16 protein-coding genes and 1 tRNA gene are annotated in these 17,539 nt (G+C 67.5%); 6 read left to right on the plus strand and 11 right to left on the minus strand.

Features of this window, described 5'->3' with window-relative positions:
* Nucleotides 1–22 precede the first annotated feature (22 nt).
* Complete coding sequence (locus GQ56_RS0115440) at nt 23–1,219, minus strand: CaiB/BaiF CoA transferase family protein (protein ID WP_031399505.1); 1,197 nt, start codon at nt 1,217–1,219, stop codon at nt 23–25.
* Complete coding sequence (locus GQ56_RS0115445) at nt 1,216–2,967, minus strand: acyl-CoA dehydrogenase family protein (RefSeq protein ID WP_031399506.1); 1,752 nt, start codon at nt 2,965–2,967, stop codon at nt 1,216–1,218. Before GQ56_RS0115445 ends, GQ56_RS0115440 begins: the two co-directional genes overlap by 4 nt.
* Nucleotides 2,968–3,175: 208 nt before the next feature.
* On the opposite strand from GQ56_RS0115445, the gene GQ56_RS0115450 reads away from it, so the two are divergent.
* Complete coding sequence (locus GQ56_RS0115450; RefSeq protein WP_031399507.1) at nt 3,176–4,078, plus strand: LysR family transcriptional regulator; 903 nt, start codon at nt 3,176–3,178, stop codon at nt 4,076–4,078.
* 10 nt (nt 4,079–4,088) lie between these two features.
* Here GQ56_RS0115450 and GQ56_RS0115455 read toward each other — a convergent pair whose 3' ends face one another.
* The 4 genes from GQ56_RS0115455 to GQ56_RS0115470 all read right to left on the minus strand — a co-directional run bounded on the left by GQ56_RS0115455 (nt 4,089) and on the right by GQ56_RS0115470 (nt 8,387).
* Nucleotides 4,089–5,507, minus strand: a complete 1,419-nt coding sequence (locus tag GQ56_RS0115455; protein WP_031399508.1) for an amino acid permease — start codon at nt 5,505–5,507, stop codon at nt 4,089–4,091.
* A gap of 92 nt (nt 5,508–5,599) precedes the next feature.
* Nucleotides 5,600–6,661 carry a porin gene (locus GQ56_RS0115460; RefSeq protein ID WP_031399509.1) on the minus strand — a complete coding sequence of 354 codons (1,062 nt, stop codon included), beginning with the start codon at nt 6,659–6,661 and terminating at the stop codon, nt 5,600–5,602.
* Nucleotides 6,662–6,748: 87 nt separating this feature from the next.
* Complete coding sequence (locus GQ56_RS0115465) at nt 6,749–7,135, minus strand: RidA family protein (protein WP_031399510.1); 387 nt, start codon at nt 7,133–7,135, stop codon at nt 6,749–6,751.
* A 40-nt stretch (nt 7,136–7,175) separates the two neighbouring features.
* A complete protein-coding gene (locus GQ56_RS0115470; RefSeq protein WP_031399511.1) occupies nt 7,176–8,387 on the minus strand; it encodes an amino acid aminotransferase in 1,212 nt (403 codons plus the stop codon).
* A 180-nt stretch (nt 8,388–8,567) separates the two neighbouring features.
* Here GQ56_RS0115470 and GQ56_RS0115475 point away from each other — a divergent pair, with 180 nt between their 5' ends.
* From GQ56_RS0115475 to cysC, 3 genes are all read left to right on the plus strand, one after another.
* On the plus strand, nt 8,568–9,050 hold the full coding sequence (locus tag GQ56_RS0115475) for an Lrp/AsnC family transcriptional regulator (protein WP_031399512.1): 483 nt from the start codon (nt 8,568–8,570) through the stop codon (nt 9,048–9,050).
* Between the two features lie 82 nt (nt 9,051–9,132).
* Nucleotides 9,133–9,207, plus strand: a tRNA-Val gene (locus tag GQ56_RS0115480).
* A gap of 564 nt (nt 9,208–9,771) precedes the next feature.
* Entirely contained in the window at nt 9,772–10,314 is a 543-nt protein-coding gene (cysC, locus tag GQ56_RS0115485) for an adenylyl-sulfate kinase (RefSeq protein ID WP_031399513.1), read from the plus strand.
* A gap of 205 nt (nt 10,315–10,519) precedes the next feature.
* On the opposite strand, the gene GQ56_RS0115490 is transcribed toward cysC, so the two are convergent.
* The 4 genes from GQ56_RS0115490 to GQ56_RS46535 form a co-directional block, all read right to left on the minus strand.
* On the minus strand, nt 10,520–11,956 hold the full coding sequence (locus GQ56_RS0115490) for an aspartate aminotransferase family protein (RefSeq protein WP_031399514.1): 1,437 nt from the start codon (nt 11,954–11,956) through the stop codon (nt 10,520–10,522).
* A 37-nt stretch (nt 11,957–11,993) separates the two neighbouring features.
* Nucleotides 11,994–13,331: a glutamine synthetase family protein gene (locus GQ56_RS0115495; RefSeq protein ID WP_031399515.1), complete on the minus strand. Its 1,338-nt coding sequence runs from the start codon at nt 13,329–13,331 to the stop codon at nt 11,994–11,996.
* A 29-nt stretch (nt 13,332–13,360) separates the two neighbouring features.
* On the minus strand, nt 13,361–14,146 hold the full coding sequence (locus tag GQ56_RS0115500) for a gamma-glutamyl-gamma-aminobutyrate hydrolase family protein (protein WP_031399516.1): 786 nt from the start codon (nt 14,144–14,146) through the stop codon (nt 13,361–13,363).
* Between the two features lie 281 nt (nt 14,147–14,427).
* Nucleotides 14,428–14,613 carry a hypothetical protein gene (locus GQ56_RS46535; RefSeq protein ID WP_041492976.1) on the minus strand — a complete coding sequence of 62 codons (186 nt, stop codon included), beginning with the start codon at nt 14,611–14,613 and terminating at the stop codon, nt 14,428–14,430.
* A 454-nt stretch (nt 14,614–15,067) separates the two neighbouring features.
* Here GQ56_RS46535 and GQ56_RS0115505 point away from each other — a divergent pair, with 454 nt between their 5' ends.
* On the plus strand, nt 15,068–15,619 hold the full coding sequence (locus tag GQ56_RS0115505) for a cupin domain-containing protein (protein WP_031399517.1): 552 nt from the start codon (nt 15,068–15,070) through the stop codon (nt 15,617–15,619).
* 96 nt (nt 15,620–15,715) lie between these two features.
* Nucleotides 15,716–17,206, plus strand: a complete 1,491-nt coding sequence (locus GQ56_RS0115510; protein WP_031399518.1) for an aldehyde dehydrogenase — start codon at nt 15,716–15,718, stop codon at nt 17,204–17,206.
* Between the two features lie 52 nt (nt 17,207–17,258).
* Here the strand turns inward: GQ56_RS0115510 and GQ56_RS0115515 are convergent, their stop codons facing one another.
* The gene (locus GQ56_RS0115515) at nt 17,259–17,459 is read right to left on the minus strand and encodes a heavy-metal-associated domain-containing protein (RefSeq protein ID WP_031399519.1); all 201 of its coding nucleotides are present in this window, start codon (nt 17,457–17,459) and stop codon (nt 17,259–17,261) included.
* Between the last annotated feature and the right edge of the window lie 80 nt (nt 17,460–17,539).

Here is a 17,539-nt window from a genome sequence, read left to right on the forward strand (position 1 = left end):
GCCGCCGGCCGGCGGCGTCGGGTCAGTCGGGTGCCGTTTTCAGCACGCCGGCATCGAGCAACTGCTGTTGAAGCGCACGATCGATGCCGAGTCGGTCGAGCACCGCGCGCGTATCGCCGCCGAGCGCGGGCGGCGGCGCACGATAGGTGGCCGGCGTGCGCGACAGCTTCACCGGCGACGCGGTGCCGCGATACGCGCCGATCTCGACGAACAGGTTCCGGTGCAGCGCGTGCGGATCGTGCACGACGTCGGCCACCGTCCGCACCGGCCCGCACGGCACGCCGGCCGCCATCAGGTCGCGCGCAAGCGGCTCGCACGCGTGCGCGGCAAGCCGCGCCTCCAGCTCGGCCTTCAGCTCGGACCGGTGCGCGCAGCGGCTGCGGTTGTCGACGAAGCGCGGATCGCCCGCGAGCGCAGGCGCGCCGAGATGCGCGACCAGCCGCGCGAACTGCCGGTCGTTGCCGACCGCGAGGAAGATCGGCGCCGTCGCCGTGCGGTAGCTGTCATACGGCGCGATGTTCGGGTGTGCGTTGCCGCTGCGCTCCGGCACACGCCCGGAGCCGAAGAAGTTAGGCAGGTGCGGATGCAGCAGCGACACGCCGCAGTCGTACAGCGCGATGTCGATCGACTGCCCGCGCCCGCTCTTCTCGCGCTCCGCGAGCGCCAGCAGGATGCCGGCGAGCGCGTTGAGCCCGGTGACCATGTCGACGATCGGCAAGCCGATGCGCAGCGCATCGCCGTCGCGCTCGCCGTTGACGCTCATCAGCCCCGCCATCGCCTGGATCACCGCGTCGTAGCCGGGCAGCCCGCCGAGCGGACCGTCGGCGCCGAAGCCCGTCACCGCGCAGTGGATCAGCCACGGGAAGCGCGGCTGCAAGTCGCGTGCATAGTCCATCCCCCAGCGCGCGAGCGTGCCCGGCTTGAAGTTCTCGACGAGCACGTCCGCCTCGTCGAGCAGGTGCCACAGGATCGCGCGCCCTTCGTCGCGCGACAGGTCGAGCGCGAGCCCCTCCTTGTTGCGGTTGACGCCCGCGAAGTACCACGCGGTATCGCCGAGGAACGGCGGCCCCCAGCCGCGCGTCTCGTCGCCGTCCGGCGGCTCGATCTTGATCACCGTCGCGCCGTGGTCGGCGAGCGCCTGCGTGCAGTACGGGCCGCCGAGCACGCGGCTCAGGTCGACGACCTTCAGGCCGTCCAGTGCACCACGCGAAGCGGTCATCGTGCGACCTCCGGCAGCAGGTCGAGCGCGGTATCGAGCGCGATCGGCGTGCCGCGCAGCAGCGCGTCGCATGCAGCCGATTCGTCGTCGAGCGATGCCGGCGCGAGCGGATCGACCGGCAGCAGCTTGTGGCGCACGATCAGGTGCGCGAGCGCAAGACGCCGGAAATCCGGCGCGAGCCGGACGCCCTCGCATGCCATCAGCACGGCCGCGCTTGCGTAGTACAGCGCGGACGCGGCCTGCCGCACGCGTGCGTCGTCGCCTTCCGACGCGACCCGCGCGAGCGCGTCGCAGGCGCGCGCGAGGATGCGCCGCAGCGCCGCGCGGCTCGCGTCGGGCAGCGGCGCCGCGCCGAGCCGGTCGCCAAGAAACGTACGCAACGCGTCGAGCGCGTGCTCGCGCTGCGCGGCCCGCGCGACGTCGAGCGCGACGATGTTGCTCGTGCCTTCCCAGATCGAGCCGAGATGCGCGTCGCGCACCACGCGCGCGTCGCTCCACTCCTCGATGTAGCCGGTGCCGCCGCGCACTTCCATCGCATCGCCCGTCACGCGACGCGCATCGCGGCATGCGCGGAACTTGATCAGCGGCGTCAGGATCCGCACGCAGCGCGCGGCCTGCTCGTCGCCCGCATCGGCCTGCGGCAGCAGCAGCGCGATCTGCATGAACATCGCGCGCGCCGCCTCGGCCGGCAGCAGCATCTTCATCAACTGGCGCTGCATCAGCGGCATCTCGATCAGCTTGCGGCCGAACGCCTCGCGGTGCGTCGCGACGTGCAGCGCCTCGTTCAGCGCGCGCCGCATCAGCCCCGCCGCGCGCACGCCGTTCGACAGCCGCGACATGTTGATCATGTCGGCCATCTGGTGAAAGCCCCGGCCGATCTCGCCGATCAGCCAGGCCTGCGCGCCCTCGAGCGCGATCTCGCCGCTGGCCATCGACCGGCTGCCGAGCTTGTCCTTCAGGCGCACGATCCGGTAGCGGTTGCGCGTGCCGTCGGGCAGCGTCTTCGGCAGCAGGAACAGCGCGAGCCCCTTGATGCCGTCCGGCGCACCGTCCGGCCGCGCGAGCACCATCGCGAGATCGGCATCCGCGTTCGAGCAGAACCACTTGTCGCCGGTGAGACGCCAGAGGGTCTCGCCGTGCGCGCCGGTCTCGCGCACCGCGCGCGTCGCGATACGGCCGACGTCGGAGCCGGCCGCCTGCTCGGTCATGAACATCGCCCCCTGGTACAGCGTGTCGAAGTCGCGCGACGCGAGCATCGGCAGGTAGCGCGCGACCAGCGCCGGATCGCCGAAGCGGCGCAGCGTGCGTGTCAGCGAATCGGTCATGCTGACCGGACAGCACAGCCCGAACTCCGCCTGCACGAACAGGAACGTCAGCGCGTACTTGACGAGCGGCGGGACCGATTCGGCTCCGTGGCTCAGCGACGCGAGCCCGAGCTCGGAATACGCGACGCGTTCGAGCGCGACGTAGGCCGGGTCCTTGTCGATCCGCTGCACGGCCTCGCCGCGCCGGTTGCGGTGTTCGAGCACCGGCGGGTGCTTGTCCGCGCGCGACGCCCATTCGTCGAGCTCGCCGGACACGCGTGCGCCGAGCGCGCGCAACCGCGGCTCGAGTCCGGCGTAGTGCGCATCGCCGAGATGCAGCTTCAGGAGCGCGCCGAAATCGGGATCGGCGGCGAAGAAATCGAGGCCCCGGCTGTCGGGGATGTTGGATGCGCCGGCGTCCGGCGTGCGAGCAGCGTCGTTCATGCGTGTCTCCGTGGCGGACCGGGGCAAGCGTTCCGATGCCGCCCCGCTCCCGTGCTGCGCGGCGGTCAGGCGTCGACCCTTCAACGCCTGCCATGGCCCGCGCCAGTCTCTCCGCAAAGCGTAGGCCTGCGATCGATAAGCGTCCAATACAGGTTTTATCCGGTACGATAGATATCGCTTATCGATGCCGACGCCGGGAGGAGACACCGTGGAACTGAGGCAGTTGCGCTACTTCGTGGCGGTCGCGGAGGAGCTGCATTTCGGGCGCGCGGCAAAGCGCCTGTTCATTTCGCAGCCGGCGCTGAGTTTCGACATCCGCAAGTTCGAGGAGGCGCTCGGTGTGCAGCTCTTCTCGCGCACCAACAAGAGCGTCGCGCTGACCAACGCCGGCGAAGTGCTGCTCGGCGAGGCGCGCCGGCTGCTGCTGCAGGCGGCCGAGGCCGAGCGCCTGACGGTGCGCTCCGCGTCGGGTCTCGCGGGCCGGCTGCGGATCGGCTTCGTGCATTCGATGCTGTATCGCGGGCTGCCCGATGCAGTGCGACGCTTCGAAGCCGATTACCCGGGCGTCGAGGTCGTGCTGAGCGAAATGAACACGCAGGCGCAGGTGCAGGCGATCCAGCGCGGCCAGATCGATCTCGGCTATGCGCACTGGGGCCATTTCCCGCCCGAGGTCGAATCGGCGCCCGTCTATACGGAGCCGTTCGTGTGCTGCCTGCCGGCCCCGCATCCGCTCGCGCGGCGCAGTCAGGTCGCGCTCGCCGCGCTCGCGGCGGAACCGTTCATCCTGTTTCCGCGCGAGGCGGCGCCGCATTATCACGACCTGATCATCGCGCAGTGCGTGAACGCGGGATTCAGCCCGCTGATCCGTCACGAAGCACGGCTGTGGCAGACGATCCTGTCGATGATCGAGTTCGGAATGGGCGTCGCGCTGGTGCCGCGCGTGCTGCAGCAGGTGAAGAGCGACCGGCTCGCGTTCCGGCCGCTGAAGGATGCGTCGCTCGAATCGCGCACGCTCGCGCTGAAGCGCAACGGCACCGCCGAGCCGGTTGCGCTGCGCTTCGCCGATTACGTGCGCGCATCGATCGACGCGCTGCCCGCGCTCGCGGGCTGAGCGCGTTCCGTTACTTCGCTTCCGGCTGCAGCGCCGGCTGCGCGCGGCGATACCACACCGCATAGACGACCGACAGCGCGGCCAGGAACGGGATGCCGAAGATCAGCGTCATGTGGAATTCCGGCGTGAAGTAGGTGGTCGCCATCACCGCCAGCATCAGGCCCGCGCCGAGCAGCGTCAGCAGCGGAAAGCCGCGCATCCGGAAGGCCGGCGCGGGCAGCCCGAGCGCCGCGCGCCGACGCCGGAAGCAGTAATGCGTGACGAAGATCATCATCCACGTGAACAGCGCGCCGAACATCGACACCGCCATCATGATCGTGAACGACGCGTCCGGATACAGCACGCTCAGCACCGTCGCCAGCGCGATGCCGAGCGTCGACAACATCAGCGCGCCGAGCGGCACGCCGCGCGCATTCACCTCGCCGAGCGCCTTCGGCGCGTGCCCTGCGCGCGACAGGCTGAACATCATCCGCGTCGTGATGTAGAGCTGACTGTTCATCGCCGACAGCGCCGCCACCAGCACGACGAAATTGATCAGCCCGGCCGCGCCCGGCAAGCGGATCGCCTCCATCACCTTGACGAACGGGCTCTCGTCGCGCCCCGCCGCCGTCCACGGCACGATCGCGAGCATCAGCGCCAGCGTGACGAGGTAGAACAGCACGAGCCGCACGATCGTCGAGCGGAACGCGCGCGTCACCGCACGCTCCGGGTCTTCCGCCTCGCCGGCCGCGACCGCGATCATCTCGATGCTCAGGTAGCTGAAGATCGCCACGATCACGGCCACCCAGGTTCCCCATGCGCCCTTCGGAAAGAAGCCGCCGTGATCCGTGTAGTGATGGAAGCCCGCGCGCGCCGCGCCGCCGCCGACCAGATCCGGATTGCCGAACACGACGTACGCGCCGAGCAGGATGAAGCCGACGATCGCCGCGATCTTCACGACCGAGAACCCGTATTCGACCGCGCCGAACACGTCGACGCTGCGCGCGTTGACGAACACGAGCAGCGCCGAGAAGCCGACGATCCACAGCCAGCCCGGCACGCCCGGGAACCAGTACTTCATGTACAGCGCGATCGCGGTGACCTCGGTGCCGACCGCGAGCACGATGCACGCCCAGTACGCATAGCGCACCAGGAATCCGGCCCACGGGCTCACGTAGTGCTCGGCATACGCGCCGAACGACCCGGAGGTCGGGTGCGCGACCGTCATCTCGGCGAGACAGCCCATCAGCAGCAGCGAGATGAACGCCCCGATCGCGTAGCTGACGAGCACGCTCGGCCCCGCGAAGCCGATCGCGAAGCCGCTGCCGAGAAACAGGCCGGTGCCGATCGCGCCGCCGATCGCGATCATCGCCATCTGTCGTGCGGAAAGCGTGCGGCGCAGGCCCTGTTCGCGCGCCGCGATATGCTGGAATTGCCCTTCTGTTTGCATCGAATGACCTCGTTCAGAAACGATTGTCCGGTCGAACCCTCGACGGCGCGCGGACCGGCGCCGGACCGCGCCGGCCACCGCGCGCCGCGTGCTCAGAACAGGTGGCGCAGGCCGGCCGCCACGCCCGTCTGGTTGCCGCGCCCCGGCATCTCCGTGAATGCGCCGCCGGTGACGCGGTTGTAGTCGACCGTCGCATACACCTGCGTCGCCTTCGACAACGCGTACTCGGCCTCGATCACGCCCGTGTAGCGCTTGCCGCCGTTGCCCGCGACGCCGTTGACGTCGCGGATGTCGTCGTAGTATGCGGCGCCCGTCACCGACACGGCGGGTGTGAACCGATAGCTCGCGCCCGTGTAGAAGATCGTATCGCGGCGCGGGTTGTCCGCGAACGACCCGTAGGTCACCTGGCGGCCCGGCGCGTTCAGCAGCGCCTCGTCGAGCACGCCCGAGCGGTCGACGCCGCCGAGATAGCCCGCGTACAGCGTCGCCGCGCCGAACGCATAGCGCGCGCCGGCGCCCCACGCCTGCTGCGCGCGGCTGTTCGCGTCGCGCACCTGCTGATAGGTCGCGCCGACCATCAGCCCGCCCTGCGTGTACGACACGCGCGTGCCCCAGTATGCGTTCGCGCCGACGCTGCCCGCGACGCCGCCGAAGCCGTAGCTCGCGCCGACGTTCAGGCCGCCGAACGCGCCGTCGTAGCTGACGACATTATTCGCGCGGCCCTGCGTGAGGAAGTACGGCCACATGTTCGCCGTGTAGTTGCCGACCGTCAGCGGATCGAGATCGCCGAACAGGTTGAACGCCTCGGTCGCCTGACGGCCGAGCTTCACCGCGCCCCAGTCGCTCGCCAGGCCGACATACGCGTAGCGGCCGAACAACGCGCCGTCGAGCTGCCCGTTCTGCGGCTCGAAGCCGCTTTCGAGCTGGAAGATCGCCTTCAGCCCGCCGCCGAGCGCCTCGCTGCCCTTCACGCCCCAGCGGCTGTTGGTGATCGCGCCGTTGGTCAGTTGCACGCTCGCATCGTTCGATGCGTCCGCATGCGTGGTGTAGCGGATGCTCTGGTCGACGATGCCGTACAGCGTCACGCTGCTCTGCGCCATCGCACCGCTCGCGGCGAGCAGGCCCGCCATCGTCGGTAGTACGAATCTATTCATGCTGCTCATGTTCTCCTCCATTCCCGTCATGGGTTGGTGTGGTTGTGGTTGTGTGTACTGCCGCCGCGCGGGCGGCGAATTCTGCCGCTACGCGCGCTCGGCGGGCAGCGCGACGTACGCGACGAGTTCGACGCGCATCGCCGGATGCGCGAAGCCCTGTACGCCCACGCACGTGCGGTTCGGATACGGCGCGCGGAAGTGGCGCCGGTATTCGGCGTCGAAATCGGGCATCGCCTTCACGTCGGACAGATAGACGAGCACCTGCGCGACGTCGGCCATCGTCGCGCCCGCCGCCGCGACGGCCTTCGCGAGATTGTCGAGCGTGATGCGCGCCTGCTCGGTCATCGTGTCGCCGGCGATGGCGCCGGACGCGTCGACCGGCCCGTGACCGGTAAACATCAGCCCGGCCGCGCGGGTTGCCCACGAGAACGGCTGCGCGAGTTGCGGCAAGTCGACCGGAATCGTGTCTGCCATCATGTGCTCCTGTCGGATCGGAACCGGAAGGTCGGGAAAATCACGCGGCCTGCCGCGTCGCGCCGAGCACCTCGGCGATCGCGCTCGCGACGTGGTCGACGTTCGCGTCGCTCAGGCCCGCGATGCACATCCGGCCCGAGCGCAGCAGGTAGACGCCGTGCACGGTGCGCAGGGTATCGACATCGGCAGCGACGATGCCCGTGTAGCTGAACATCCCGCGCTGCGTGACCAGCGCGTCGAACGCGCGCTCCGGCACGCGCGCGTCGAGCCGCTCCTTCAGCGCGCCGCGCATGCGCTTGATGCGCGCGCGCACCTGGGCGACCTCGTCTTCCCAGCGTGCGCGCAGCACGTCGTCGTTCAGCACCGTCGACACGAGCTGCGCACCGAACAGCGGCGGGCTCGAATAGGTGCGGCGCACGCCGGCCTGCAACTGGCTCAGCACCGTCGCGGCTTCACCCGCGCTCGCGCAGACGATCGACAGCCCGCCTACGCGCTCGCCGTACAGCGAGAAATTCTTCGAGAACGAATTGGAGACGATCGCGGGCAGCCCCGCGTCGACGATCGCGCGCACGGCCCATGCGTCGTCGTCGAGGCCATCGCCGAAGCCCTGGTACGCCATGTCGAGGAACGGGATCAGCCCGCGCCGCGCGAGCACCTGGATCACCGCGCGCCACGCGTCACGGGTCAGGTCGAGCCCCGTCGGGTTGTGACAGCACGGCTGCAGCAGGACGACGCTGCGGGGCGGCAAGGCGTCGAGCGTCGCGAGCATCGCTTCGACGCGCAGGCCGTTGCGCGCTTCGTCGTAATACGGGTACGTGTGCACGTCGAGGCCGGCCGCCGAGAGGATCACGCGATGGTTGTCCCACGTCGGATCGCTGATCCAGACCGCGCTGTCCGGGAAGTAGCGCTTCACGAATTCCGCGCCGAGCCGGATCGCGCCCGACCCGCCGAGCGTCTGCAGCGTCGCGATGCGCCCTTGCGCGAGCGCCGTGCAGTCCGCACCGAATACGAGACGCTGCACGCCCTGCCGGTACGCGGCCAGCCCCTCCATCGGCAGATAGCCATGCGGCGCGGCGCCTTCGCGCAGCCGCTCGGCCGCGATGCGCGTGCTGTCGAGCACCGGGATCCGGCCCGCGTCGTCGTAATAGAGGCCGATGCTGAGGTTGACCTTGCGTGGATGCGCGTCCTGCTGGAACGCCTGGAACAGCGACAGGATCGGGTCGCCCGGATAGGCGGGAACGTGTGCGTACATGACGGAATGACTGAAGGTTGAAGGCGGCTGCACCGTCCGGCGCCGTGCCGCCGGTACAGTCGAGGTACGGGCAAATGTTAGCGACGACGAAATAGAATGAGCTTCGCTTTTCGATGACGAATCGTTTTGTTTGCAGTAGAGTCTGCGGCTACCATCCGGAAATTGACGGGATTCTGCGAAATGACGCTCGACCGAACCGACATGCGCATCCTCCGGCACCTCGAGCGGGACGGGCGCATCAGCAACCAGGACCTCGCGAATGCAGTCGCGCTGTCGCCGTCGGCATGCCTGCGGCGCGTGAAGCTGCTCGAGGAGCGCGGCGCGATTTCGGGGTATCGCTGCACGATCGAGCCGAAGACGGTCGGCGTGGCGTTCGAGGCGCTCGTGCACGTGTCGATGCGGCCCGACGTGCCCGAGTGGCACGACCGGTTCGTCGAGGCGATCCGGCAGTGGCCAGAAGTCATCGCGGCGCAGATCGTGACGGGCGATTCGAACTACGTGCTGACGGTGCGGGCGCGCGATCTCGACCACTACTCCGACTTCGTGATCAACCGGCTGCACCGTGCGACGGGCGTGATGTCGATCAACTCGAGCATCGTGCTCGCGACGCTCAAGCGCGACGGGTCGATCCTCGATCTCGTCGAGCCGTCGACGGCCGGCTGACCGGTTTGTGCGTGCCCCCTGAAAATATTTGCAGAAAGTGCTTTACAGACCCCGAAAGGCCTGACATAATTTCAGCTTCTTTGGGCGGTTAGCTCAGCGGTAGAGCACTGCCTTCACACGGCAGGGGTCACTGGTTCGATCCCAGTACCGCCCACCAAAGAATTCAAGGGCCTGCGTCTCACGACGCAGGCCCTTTTCGTTTTGTACGCGCGAACATTTCAAGGCAGCCCGCATCGGGCTGCCACGCTATCGTGGCGGCGCCCGAGCTGGGCACCTCCTCTGGCGCGACCGGATATCGTCGTTCTGGCCAACCGGGCCCGGATACTCTCGCCTTGCGCCGCCCGACGCGTCGGCTCCCGCTAACGCACGCCTTGCCTGACCACCCACAGCGCGAAATTCACCGAGTCGGGCCATCAGCGACACAAACCGGACAACTCGTCCACGAGTTCCACAAGATCCCGGTTCTTCGCCAATGAGACACGACAAGCTGGACGCAATCGACCATTGCGGTGCGCGCACGACATTGGGGCACGTTGCTCATGCCATCATTCATCTTTCAACACGAAAGCAGGACAGTAATTGTTGGTAACTGGTCTGCAACATTTGTGCGCATGCAGATGAATAGAATCAGTACCACCCTACAACGCCCAGCAGAAGCTGGTATCGCGTCCAGGCACGAAACCATGACTTGCGAAGACAAGTTGACGGTGGAGAGAGCCCCATGTCACCAGAGAAGCACAACTACACCCTGTGGCTTACCGGTCTGAGCGGCGCCGGCAAGTCAACCCTCTCGCGCGAAGTTGCCGAGCATCTGCGCGCGCGCAATATTCCGACATGCATCCTTGACGGAGACGAGTTGCGGGCGGGCGTGTCTCCCGATCTCGGCTTCACACGGGAAGACCGCACCGAGAACTGCCGCCGGACCGCCGAAATCGCGAAACTGCTCAACAGCCAGGGCTTCGTGGTGATCGTCGCGCTGATCTCGCCCTACGAAGCCGACCGGCAGCGGGCACGACAGATCATCGGCGCGAACCGATTCGTCGAGATCTATCTGAAAACCGATATCGCCACTTGCTCCGCCCGCGATCCGAAGCAGCTCTATGCAAAGGCGATCACCGGCCAGACGACGCAATTCACCGGCATCTCGGACCCATACGAAGTACCGGTAGCCCCCGATCTCGTCGTCGAAACGGGAACGATGGATATTGCATCGTCTGCGGCCCTCATCCTGAATTTCGAGCCCCAGCGATTCGCGCACGCGTAGTCTAGCCCCGTCGTCTCCAGGCACCCGGACGACACCGCAGCGCGTGACGGCAACCGGGCCGCCCACAGGTCGGCCCGATTACCGGACGCGCTCCGTCCCGTGTGCGCCCCGCCCCGTCGCACGACTCCCTCGTCCGGATCCCGATCGCAACATTCGACATGCCGCTCGCGTGGCCGCTACGGCGCGAACGCAGCGCGTAGCGCCCTTACCCCACCCGTTGCAGCGTCGCATCGAACGCGCGCTTCGCCTTGTCGACGATCTCGTCGACCTCCGCCTCGCGGATCACGAGCGGCGGCGACAGCAGCATCCGGTCCCCCGTCGCGCGCATGATCAGGTTGCCGTTGAAGCAGAAGTCGCGGCAGATCGTGCCGATATCGACACCCGCGCCGAACCGCTCGCGCCGGCCCCGGTCGCTCGCAAGCTGAACACCCGCGACCAGCCCCGCTCCCGCAATCTCGCCGACGATCGGATGATCGCCCAACGCGTCGCGCAACCGGCGCTGGAAATACGGCCCGATGCCGGTCTTCACGCGTTCGACGATCCCGTCGTCGCGCAGCAGCTTCAGGTTCGCGACCGCGACGGCCGCCGCCACCGGGTGCCCCGAGTACGTGAGGCCGTGGTTGAATTCGCCGTTGTCGATGATCGGCCGCGCCACGCGCTCGTGGATGCCGACCGCGCCCATCGGCACGTAGCCCGACGTCAGCCCCTTCGCCATCGTGATCAGGTCCGGCTCGAAGCCGAAGTGCTGATGCGCGAACCACTCGCCGGTGCGCCCGAAGCCGCCGATCACTTCGTCGGCGACCAGCAGGATGTCGTACTTGCGGCAGATCCGCTGGATTTCCGGCCAGTACGTCGACGGCGGGAAGATCACGCCGCCCGCGCCCTGGAACGGCTCGCCGATGAACGCGGCGACGTTTTCCGCGCCGAGCTCGAGGATCTTCGCCTCGAGCTGCTGTGCGCGGGCGAGGCCGAACGCTTCCGGCGTGTCGCCCGGCTGCGCTTCGCCGAAGAAGTACGGCTGGTCGATATGCACGATGTGCTCGACCTTCGACGGCATCTGCTCGTGCATGTAGCCCATCCCGCCGAGCGTGCCGCCGGCGATCGTCGAGCCGTGGTAGCCGTTCTTGCGCGAGATCACGAACTTCTTCTGCGGCTGGCCCTGCACGCGCCAGTACTGGTGCACGAGGCGCAGCACGGTGTCGTTGCCTTCCGAGCCGCTGTTGCAGTAGAAGAAGTGGTTGAAGCCGGCGGGCGTGACTTCCGCGAGCAGCGCGGACAGCTCGATCACCGGCGGGTGGGTGGTCTTGAAGAAGGTGTTGTAGAACGGCAGTTCCTGGATCTGGCGATACGCGGCGTCGGCGAGCTCCTTGCGGCCGTAGCCGACGTTCACGCACCACAGGCCGGCCATCCCGTCGATGATCTTGTTGCCTTCCGAGTCCCACAGATAGACGCCGTCGGCCTTCACGATCACGCGGCTGCCGGCGCGGTTCAGCGCGCCCATGTCCGAGAACGGGTGAATGTGGTGCGCGGCGTCGAGCGCGCGGTATTCGGCGGTCGAGCGTGCCTGCGTCGCGCGCGGCGCGGCGGCCGGTGCGGTCGGGGCGGCCGGCTGGACCCAGGCCGATTCGTTGCGGTAAGTCATGTTTCCTCCGTGATTCCGTAGTCGGTCGGGTGCACGCTCAGACGTGCAGCAGCAGATGGCGGCGTTCCCACGAGCTGATCACGCGGAAGAACGCTTCGTATTCGGTTTCCTTCAGCGCGAAATACGCCTTCAGGAATTTCTGGCCGAGGATCTCGCCGAGCGGCTCGCACGCGGCCATCAGCGTCAGACCTTCCTCGAGGTTGCGCGGCAACTGGTACGGCAGGTCGTAGCCGTCGCTGACGAGCGGCTCGGTCGGCTCCAGGCGTTGCGTCATGCCGAGGTAGCCGGCGGCGAGCGTCGCGGCGAGCGCGAGGTACGGGTTGCAGTCGACGCCCGGAATGCGGTTCTCGATCCGGCGCGCGGCCGGCCCCGAGTGCGGGATGCGGAAGCCCACCGTGCGATTGTCGTAGCCCCACTGCACGTTGATCGGCGCGGCCATGAAGCGCGACAGCCGGCGGTACGAGTTGATGTACGGCGCGAAGATCGGCATCAGCGCGGGCGTGTACTTCTGCAGCCCGGCGAGATAGTTGTAGAACATCGACGTCGCGCCGCCCGTTTCCTGCGACGTGAACAGGTTCTGGCCGGTTTCCTCGTCGACGATGCTCTGGTGCACGTGCATCGCCGAACCCGGTTCGTCCTCCATCGGCTTGGCCATGAACGTCGCGTACATGTTGTGGCGCAGCGCGGCCTCGCGCACCGTGCGCTTGAACAGGAACACCTGGTCGGCCAGCGACAGCGCGTCGCCGTGCATGAAGTTGATCTCCATCTGCGCGGCGCCGACTTCATGGATCAGCGTGTCGATGTCGAGGTTCTGTGCTTCGCAGTACTCGTAGATATCCTCGAACAGCGGGTCGAACTCGTTGACGGCCTCGATCGAATACGACTGGCGGCCCGTTTCGGGGCGGCCCGTGCGGCCGACCGGCGGACGCAGCGGCAGATCCGGATCCTTGTTCATGTCGACCAGGTAGAACTCGAGCTCCGGTGCGACCACGGGCTTCCAGCCCTTCGCCTTGTACAGGTCGAGCACGCGGCGCAGCACGTAGCGCGGCGAGATCTCGACCGGCGAGCCGTCGAAGTGCACGCAGTCGTGAATCACCTGCGCGGTCGGGTCGATGGCCCACGGGATCAGGCGGATCGTCGACGCGTCGGGTACGCACACCATGTCGGGGTCGGTCACGCCGGTCAGCGAGCCGTCTTCCGGATATTCGCCGGTGACGGTCTGCACCATCACGGCTTGCGGCAGGCGCATCGATTCGCCGGACGTGAACTTGTTGCGGGGCGTGATCTTGCCGCGCGCGATGCCGGCCATGTCGGGGATGATCGCTTCGATCTCGGTGATCCGGTGCTGCTTCAGAAAGTCTTCGATGTCGTGCATGTCTGTTCTCGTTGGATGGGTCGGCGCGCTCACGCGAGCGCGGCGGCGGCCATGGCGCGCGTGCGGGCGGCGCGGCGGGCGCGGCAGGCATCGCCGAAGGCGCGGAAGATCGCGCTCGACAGCGGGTCCTGCGCATGCTTCCACTCCGGATGCCACTGCACGGCAAGGGCGAAAGCCGGTGCATCGACGACGCTCACGGCCTCGATCAGGCCGTCCGGCGCGACGGCCTCGACGGCGAGGCCGGAGCCGAGCTGCGCGATGCCCTGCTTGTGCAGCGAATTCACGTGCACTTCGTCGCGGCCGCCGGCGAGCGCATGCAGCTTGCCGCCCGGCGTCAGGCGCACGACGTGCGCGGGGCCGTATTGCGTGTCCATCGGCGCGTCGTCGTCCTCGCGGTGATCGGCGAAGCCCGGCACGTCGTGCACGCGCTGGTGCAGCGTGCCGCCGCAGACGACGTTCAGCTCCTGGAAGCCGCGGCAGACGGCGAGCACGGGCACACCCGCGACGATCGCCGCGCGCAGCAGCGGCAGCGTGGTCGCATCGCGCGCCGGGTCGTGCTTCGTGCCGGGCGCACTCGGTTCGCCGCCGTAGCGATGCGGCTCGACGTTCGAGTAGCTGCCGGTAAACAGCAGGCCGTCGACCGTGTCGAGCACGTCGTCGACCGGCTGGCGATCGCCGAGCGCGGGCAGCACCATCGCGAGCGCGTGCGCGCCGTCGACGATCGCCGCGACGTATTTGTCGCCGACCGTATGCGACGCATGTGCGCCGATTTGCGTGTAGTCGGCGGTGATGCCGACGAGAGGTTTCCTTTCCATGACGTCAATCGGTTTCCGGAGGGCCGTTGCGTGGTCTTGCCGGCTGTGGCGAAACGCCGGCGTGCAACAGCCCCGCAGCCTGGCGCGAGGCGCAAGGCCGCTGGTGAATGGGCGCAGCGGAATGGCGTGGCGATCCGCGCTGCGCGCGACGATCAGGCCGTCGTTCGTTTCAGCGCGATACGCGACGCGGCAATGCATGCGCGAACGCGTGCCGTCACCGCATGGACGATGCGGTTGGCAAATCGGCGGATGAAACGAACGACGTGAAGAAAGGAGAGGCGCTACGGCAGCAGCGACGCCACTTCGTCGGTATCGACGGCAACGAAGGCGCGTGCGGAAACAGCGTTGTGACGTCGGACGGAACGACGGGACAGGATGGTGTAGATCGACAGGTGAAGCAGGCGAGGACTATGCCAGCCGCAACTGCCGTCGTCGGAAGCGGGCGCCGCGCTGCGCAAACTTCGCACATCGCCTCGATCCCACCTCACCAGAGGGCCACGGACTCTCACGATTACACTCGACTGGTTGTTGAAAGTATTGAACACCCGATCGTTTCAGCGCGCTGGGCGTTTAAAATAATCAAGGTGCCGGTTACGCGTTATTTACATTGATGGGCATCAATTTTGCGCTGCAATAACGTTTTTTGCTGCCCATGAAAGCTTGATGACGCTAACCTGAGAGCCAGCATATACGAGCCAAAAACGGCGTCAAATGTTTTTTTAAAGGTGTTGCATCAGGGCTTTCCCGAGCAGTGCGAATAAAAGATTCTTAACGGGAATGGTTGACCTGGCGTTCATTATTTCGAACGCCTTTCAGGGTTTTCCCCGCTGATGAGCGGCATAAAGTGATTAGAATATTCAACGGCTGTCCACCGCGTCGTTTCACTTTGTCATCGCACTTATCGTGTCCGAAACCGAATCGATGTCCACCGAAGTAGCCGAGCGCCTGCGTTTCGTACGCAACAAGCATGGCCTGTCGCAACGCGAACTCGCGAAGCGGGCCGGCGTGACCAACGGCACGATCTCGCTGATCGAACAGGGGCGCGTGAGCCCGTCGGTCGGCTCGCTGAAGAAACTGCTCGAATGCATCCCGATGAGTCTCGCGGAGTTCTTCACGTTCGAGCTCGTCGAATCGCGGTCGGTCGTGTCGCGTCGCGACGAAATGCCGAACCTCGGCAACGACACGCTGGCGTTTCACCTGGTCGGCGCGAGCGTGAAGGATCGCAACATGTGCATCCTGCGCGAGATCTACCAGCCGTATGCCGATACGGGCCCCGAGATGCTCGTGCACGCGGGGCACGAAGGCGGCGTCGTCGTGTCGGGGCGGCTCGAGCTGACCGTCGACGGCGCGACGTGGCTGCTCGACCCCGGAGACGGCTACTACTTCGAAAGCCGTTTGCCGCACCGTTTTCGCAATCCCAGCGCGGAACTGATCTGCGAGGTCGTGTCGGCCAATTCGCCGGCGACCTTCTGAGCTTCCGGCCGCGCGTCACCGCATTCGCTGCCGGCCGGCCGCGCGCCACGCGCGCGGCGCGCCGCGTCGCGAATGCCTAAAAACTGAGGCATCCTGATGAACAAGTTGACTTTGGCTGACTGGCAGGACAAGGCGGCGTCGCTCGAGATCGAAGGGCGCGCATTCATCGACGGCGCGTTGCGCGACGCGCAGGGCGGCAGGACATTCGACTGCGTGAGCCCGATCGACGGCCGCGTGCTGGCGAAGGTCGCCGAGTGCGGCGAGGCCGACGTGAACGCGGCCGTCGCGGCCGCGCGCCGCGCTTTCGACGCGGGCGTGTGGGCCGGCCTGAACCCGCGTGCCCGCAAGGCCGTGCTGTTGCGCTGGGCCGAACTGATGCGCGCCCACCTCGACGAGCTGGCCCTGCTCGAGACGCTCGATGCCGGCAAGCCGATCGGCGACACGACGACGGTCGACGTGCCGGGCGCCGCGTACTGCGTCGAATGGTTCGCGGAGGCGATCGACAAGGTGGGCGGCGAAGTGGCGCCCGCCGATCATCATCTCGTCGGCCTCGTCACGCGCGAGCCGGTCGGCGTGGTGGCGGCCGTCGTGCCGTGGAACTTCCCGATCCTGATGGCCGCGTGGAAATTCGGCCCCGCGCTCGCGGCCGGCAACAGCGTGGTGCTGAAGCCGTCCGAGAAATCGCCGCTGACCGCGATTCGCGTCGCCCAGCTGGCGTACGAAGCCGGCATTCCGGCCGGCGTGTTTAATGTCGTACCGGGCGCGGGCGAGCCCGGCAAGCTGCTCGCGCTGCATCGCGACGTCGATTGCATCGCGTTTACGGGTTCGACGGCGGTCGGCAAGCTGATCATGCAGTATGCGGCGCAGTCGAACCTGAAGCGGGCGTGGCTCGAACTCGGCGGCAAGTCGCCGAACATCGTGCTGCCCGATTGCCCCGATCTCGACCGCGCCGCGCAGGCCGCGGCCGGCGCGATCTTCTACAACATGGGCGAGATGTGCACGGCCGGGTCGCGGCTGCTCGTGCATCGCGACATCAAGGACGCGTTCATCGAGAAGCTCGTCGCGGCCGCGCGCGCGTACGTACCGGGCAATCCGCTCGATCCGTCGGTGTCGATGGGGGCGATCGTCGACGGCATTCAGCTCGAGCGGGTGCTCGGCTATATCGAGGCCGGCCGCGGCGAAGGCCGGCTGGTCACGGGCGGCGCACGCGTGAAGGAGGAGACGGGCGGCTTCTACGTCGAGCCGACCGTGTTCGAGGTGAAGCCCGATGCGAAGATCGCGCGCGAGGAGATCTTCGGGCCGGTGCTGTCGGTGATCGTGTTCGACGACGTCGACGAAGCCGTGCGGATCGCGAACGATACCGAATACGGGCTGGCCGCGGCCGTGTGGACGTCGGACCTGACCACCGCGCACGACGTGTCGCGCCGGCTGCGCGCGGGCACCGTGTGGGTGAACTGCTACGACGAGGGCGGCGACATGAACTTCCCGTTCGGCGGCTACAAGCAGTCGGGCAACGGCCGCGACAAGTCGCTGCACGCGCTCGAGAAGTACACGGAACTGAAATCGACGCTGATCCGGCTGCGCTGACGCGCGGCCGGGCGCGGGCCCGCCGCCGTCGGGCGGCGGCCCCGCGGCGGCGTTACGCGGCGCGCAGCGCGGGGTGGAAGCCGGCGGCTTCGATGATCGACTGCACGCGCTCGGCGCCTTGCGCCGATTCGACCCTGACGATTTTCGCCGCGACGTCGATGTCGAGCTTCGCGGCGGGATCGGCGGCCGTTACCGCACGCGTGATCGCGTTGGCGCAGCCGCCGCAGGTCATGTCCTGGACTTCGAATTCCATCGTGTTCTCCTGAGTTGACGATTGACGAGCCCCGCCAGCATGAAGCTTGCCAGGGTGGGAAGGTCAAGTGCGTTCATGCG

The sequence above is a fragment of the Burkholderia paludis genome, from assembly GCF_000732615.1.
Taxonomy (GTDB): Bacteria; Pseudomonadota; Gammaproteobacteria; order Burkholderiales; family Burkholderiaceae; genus Burkholderia; species Burkholderia paludis.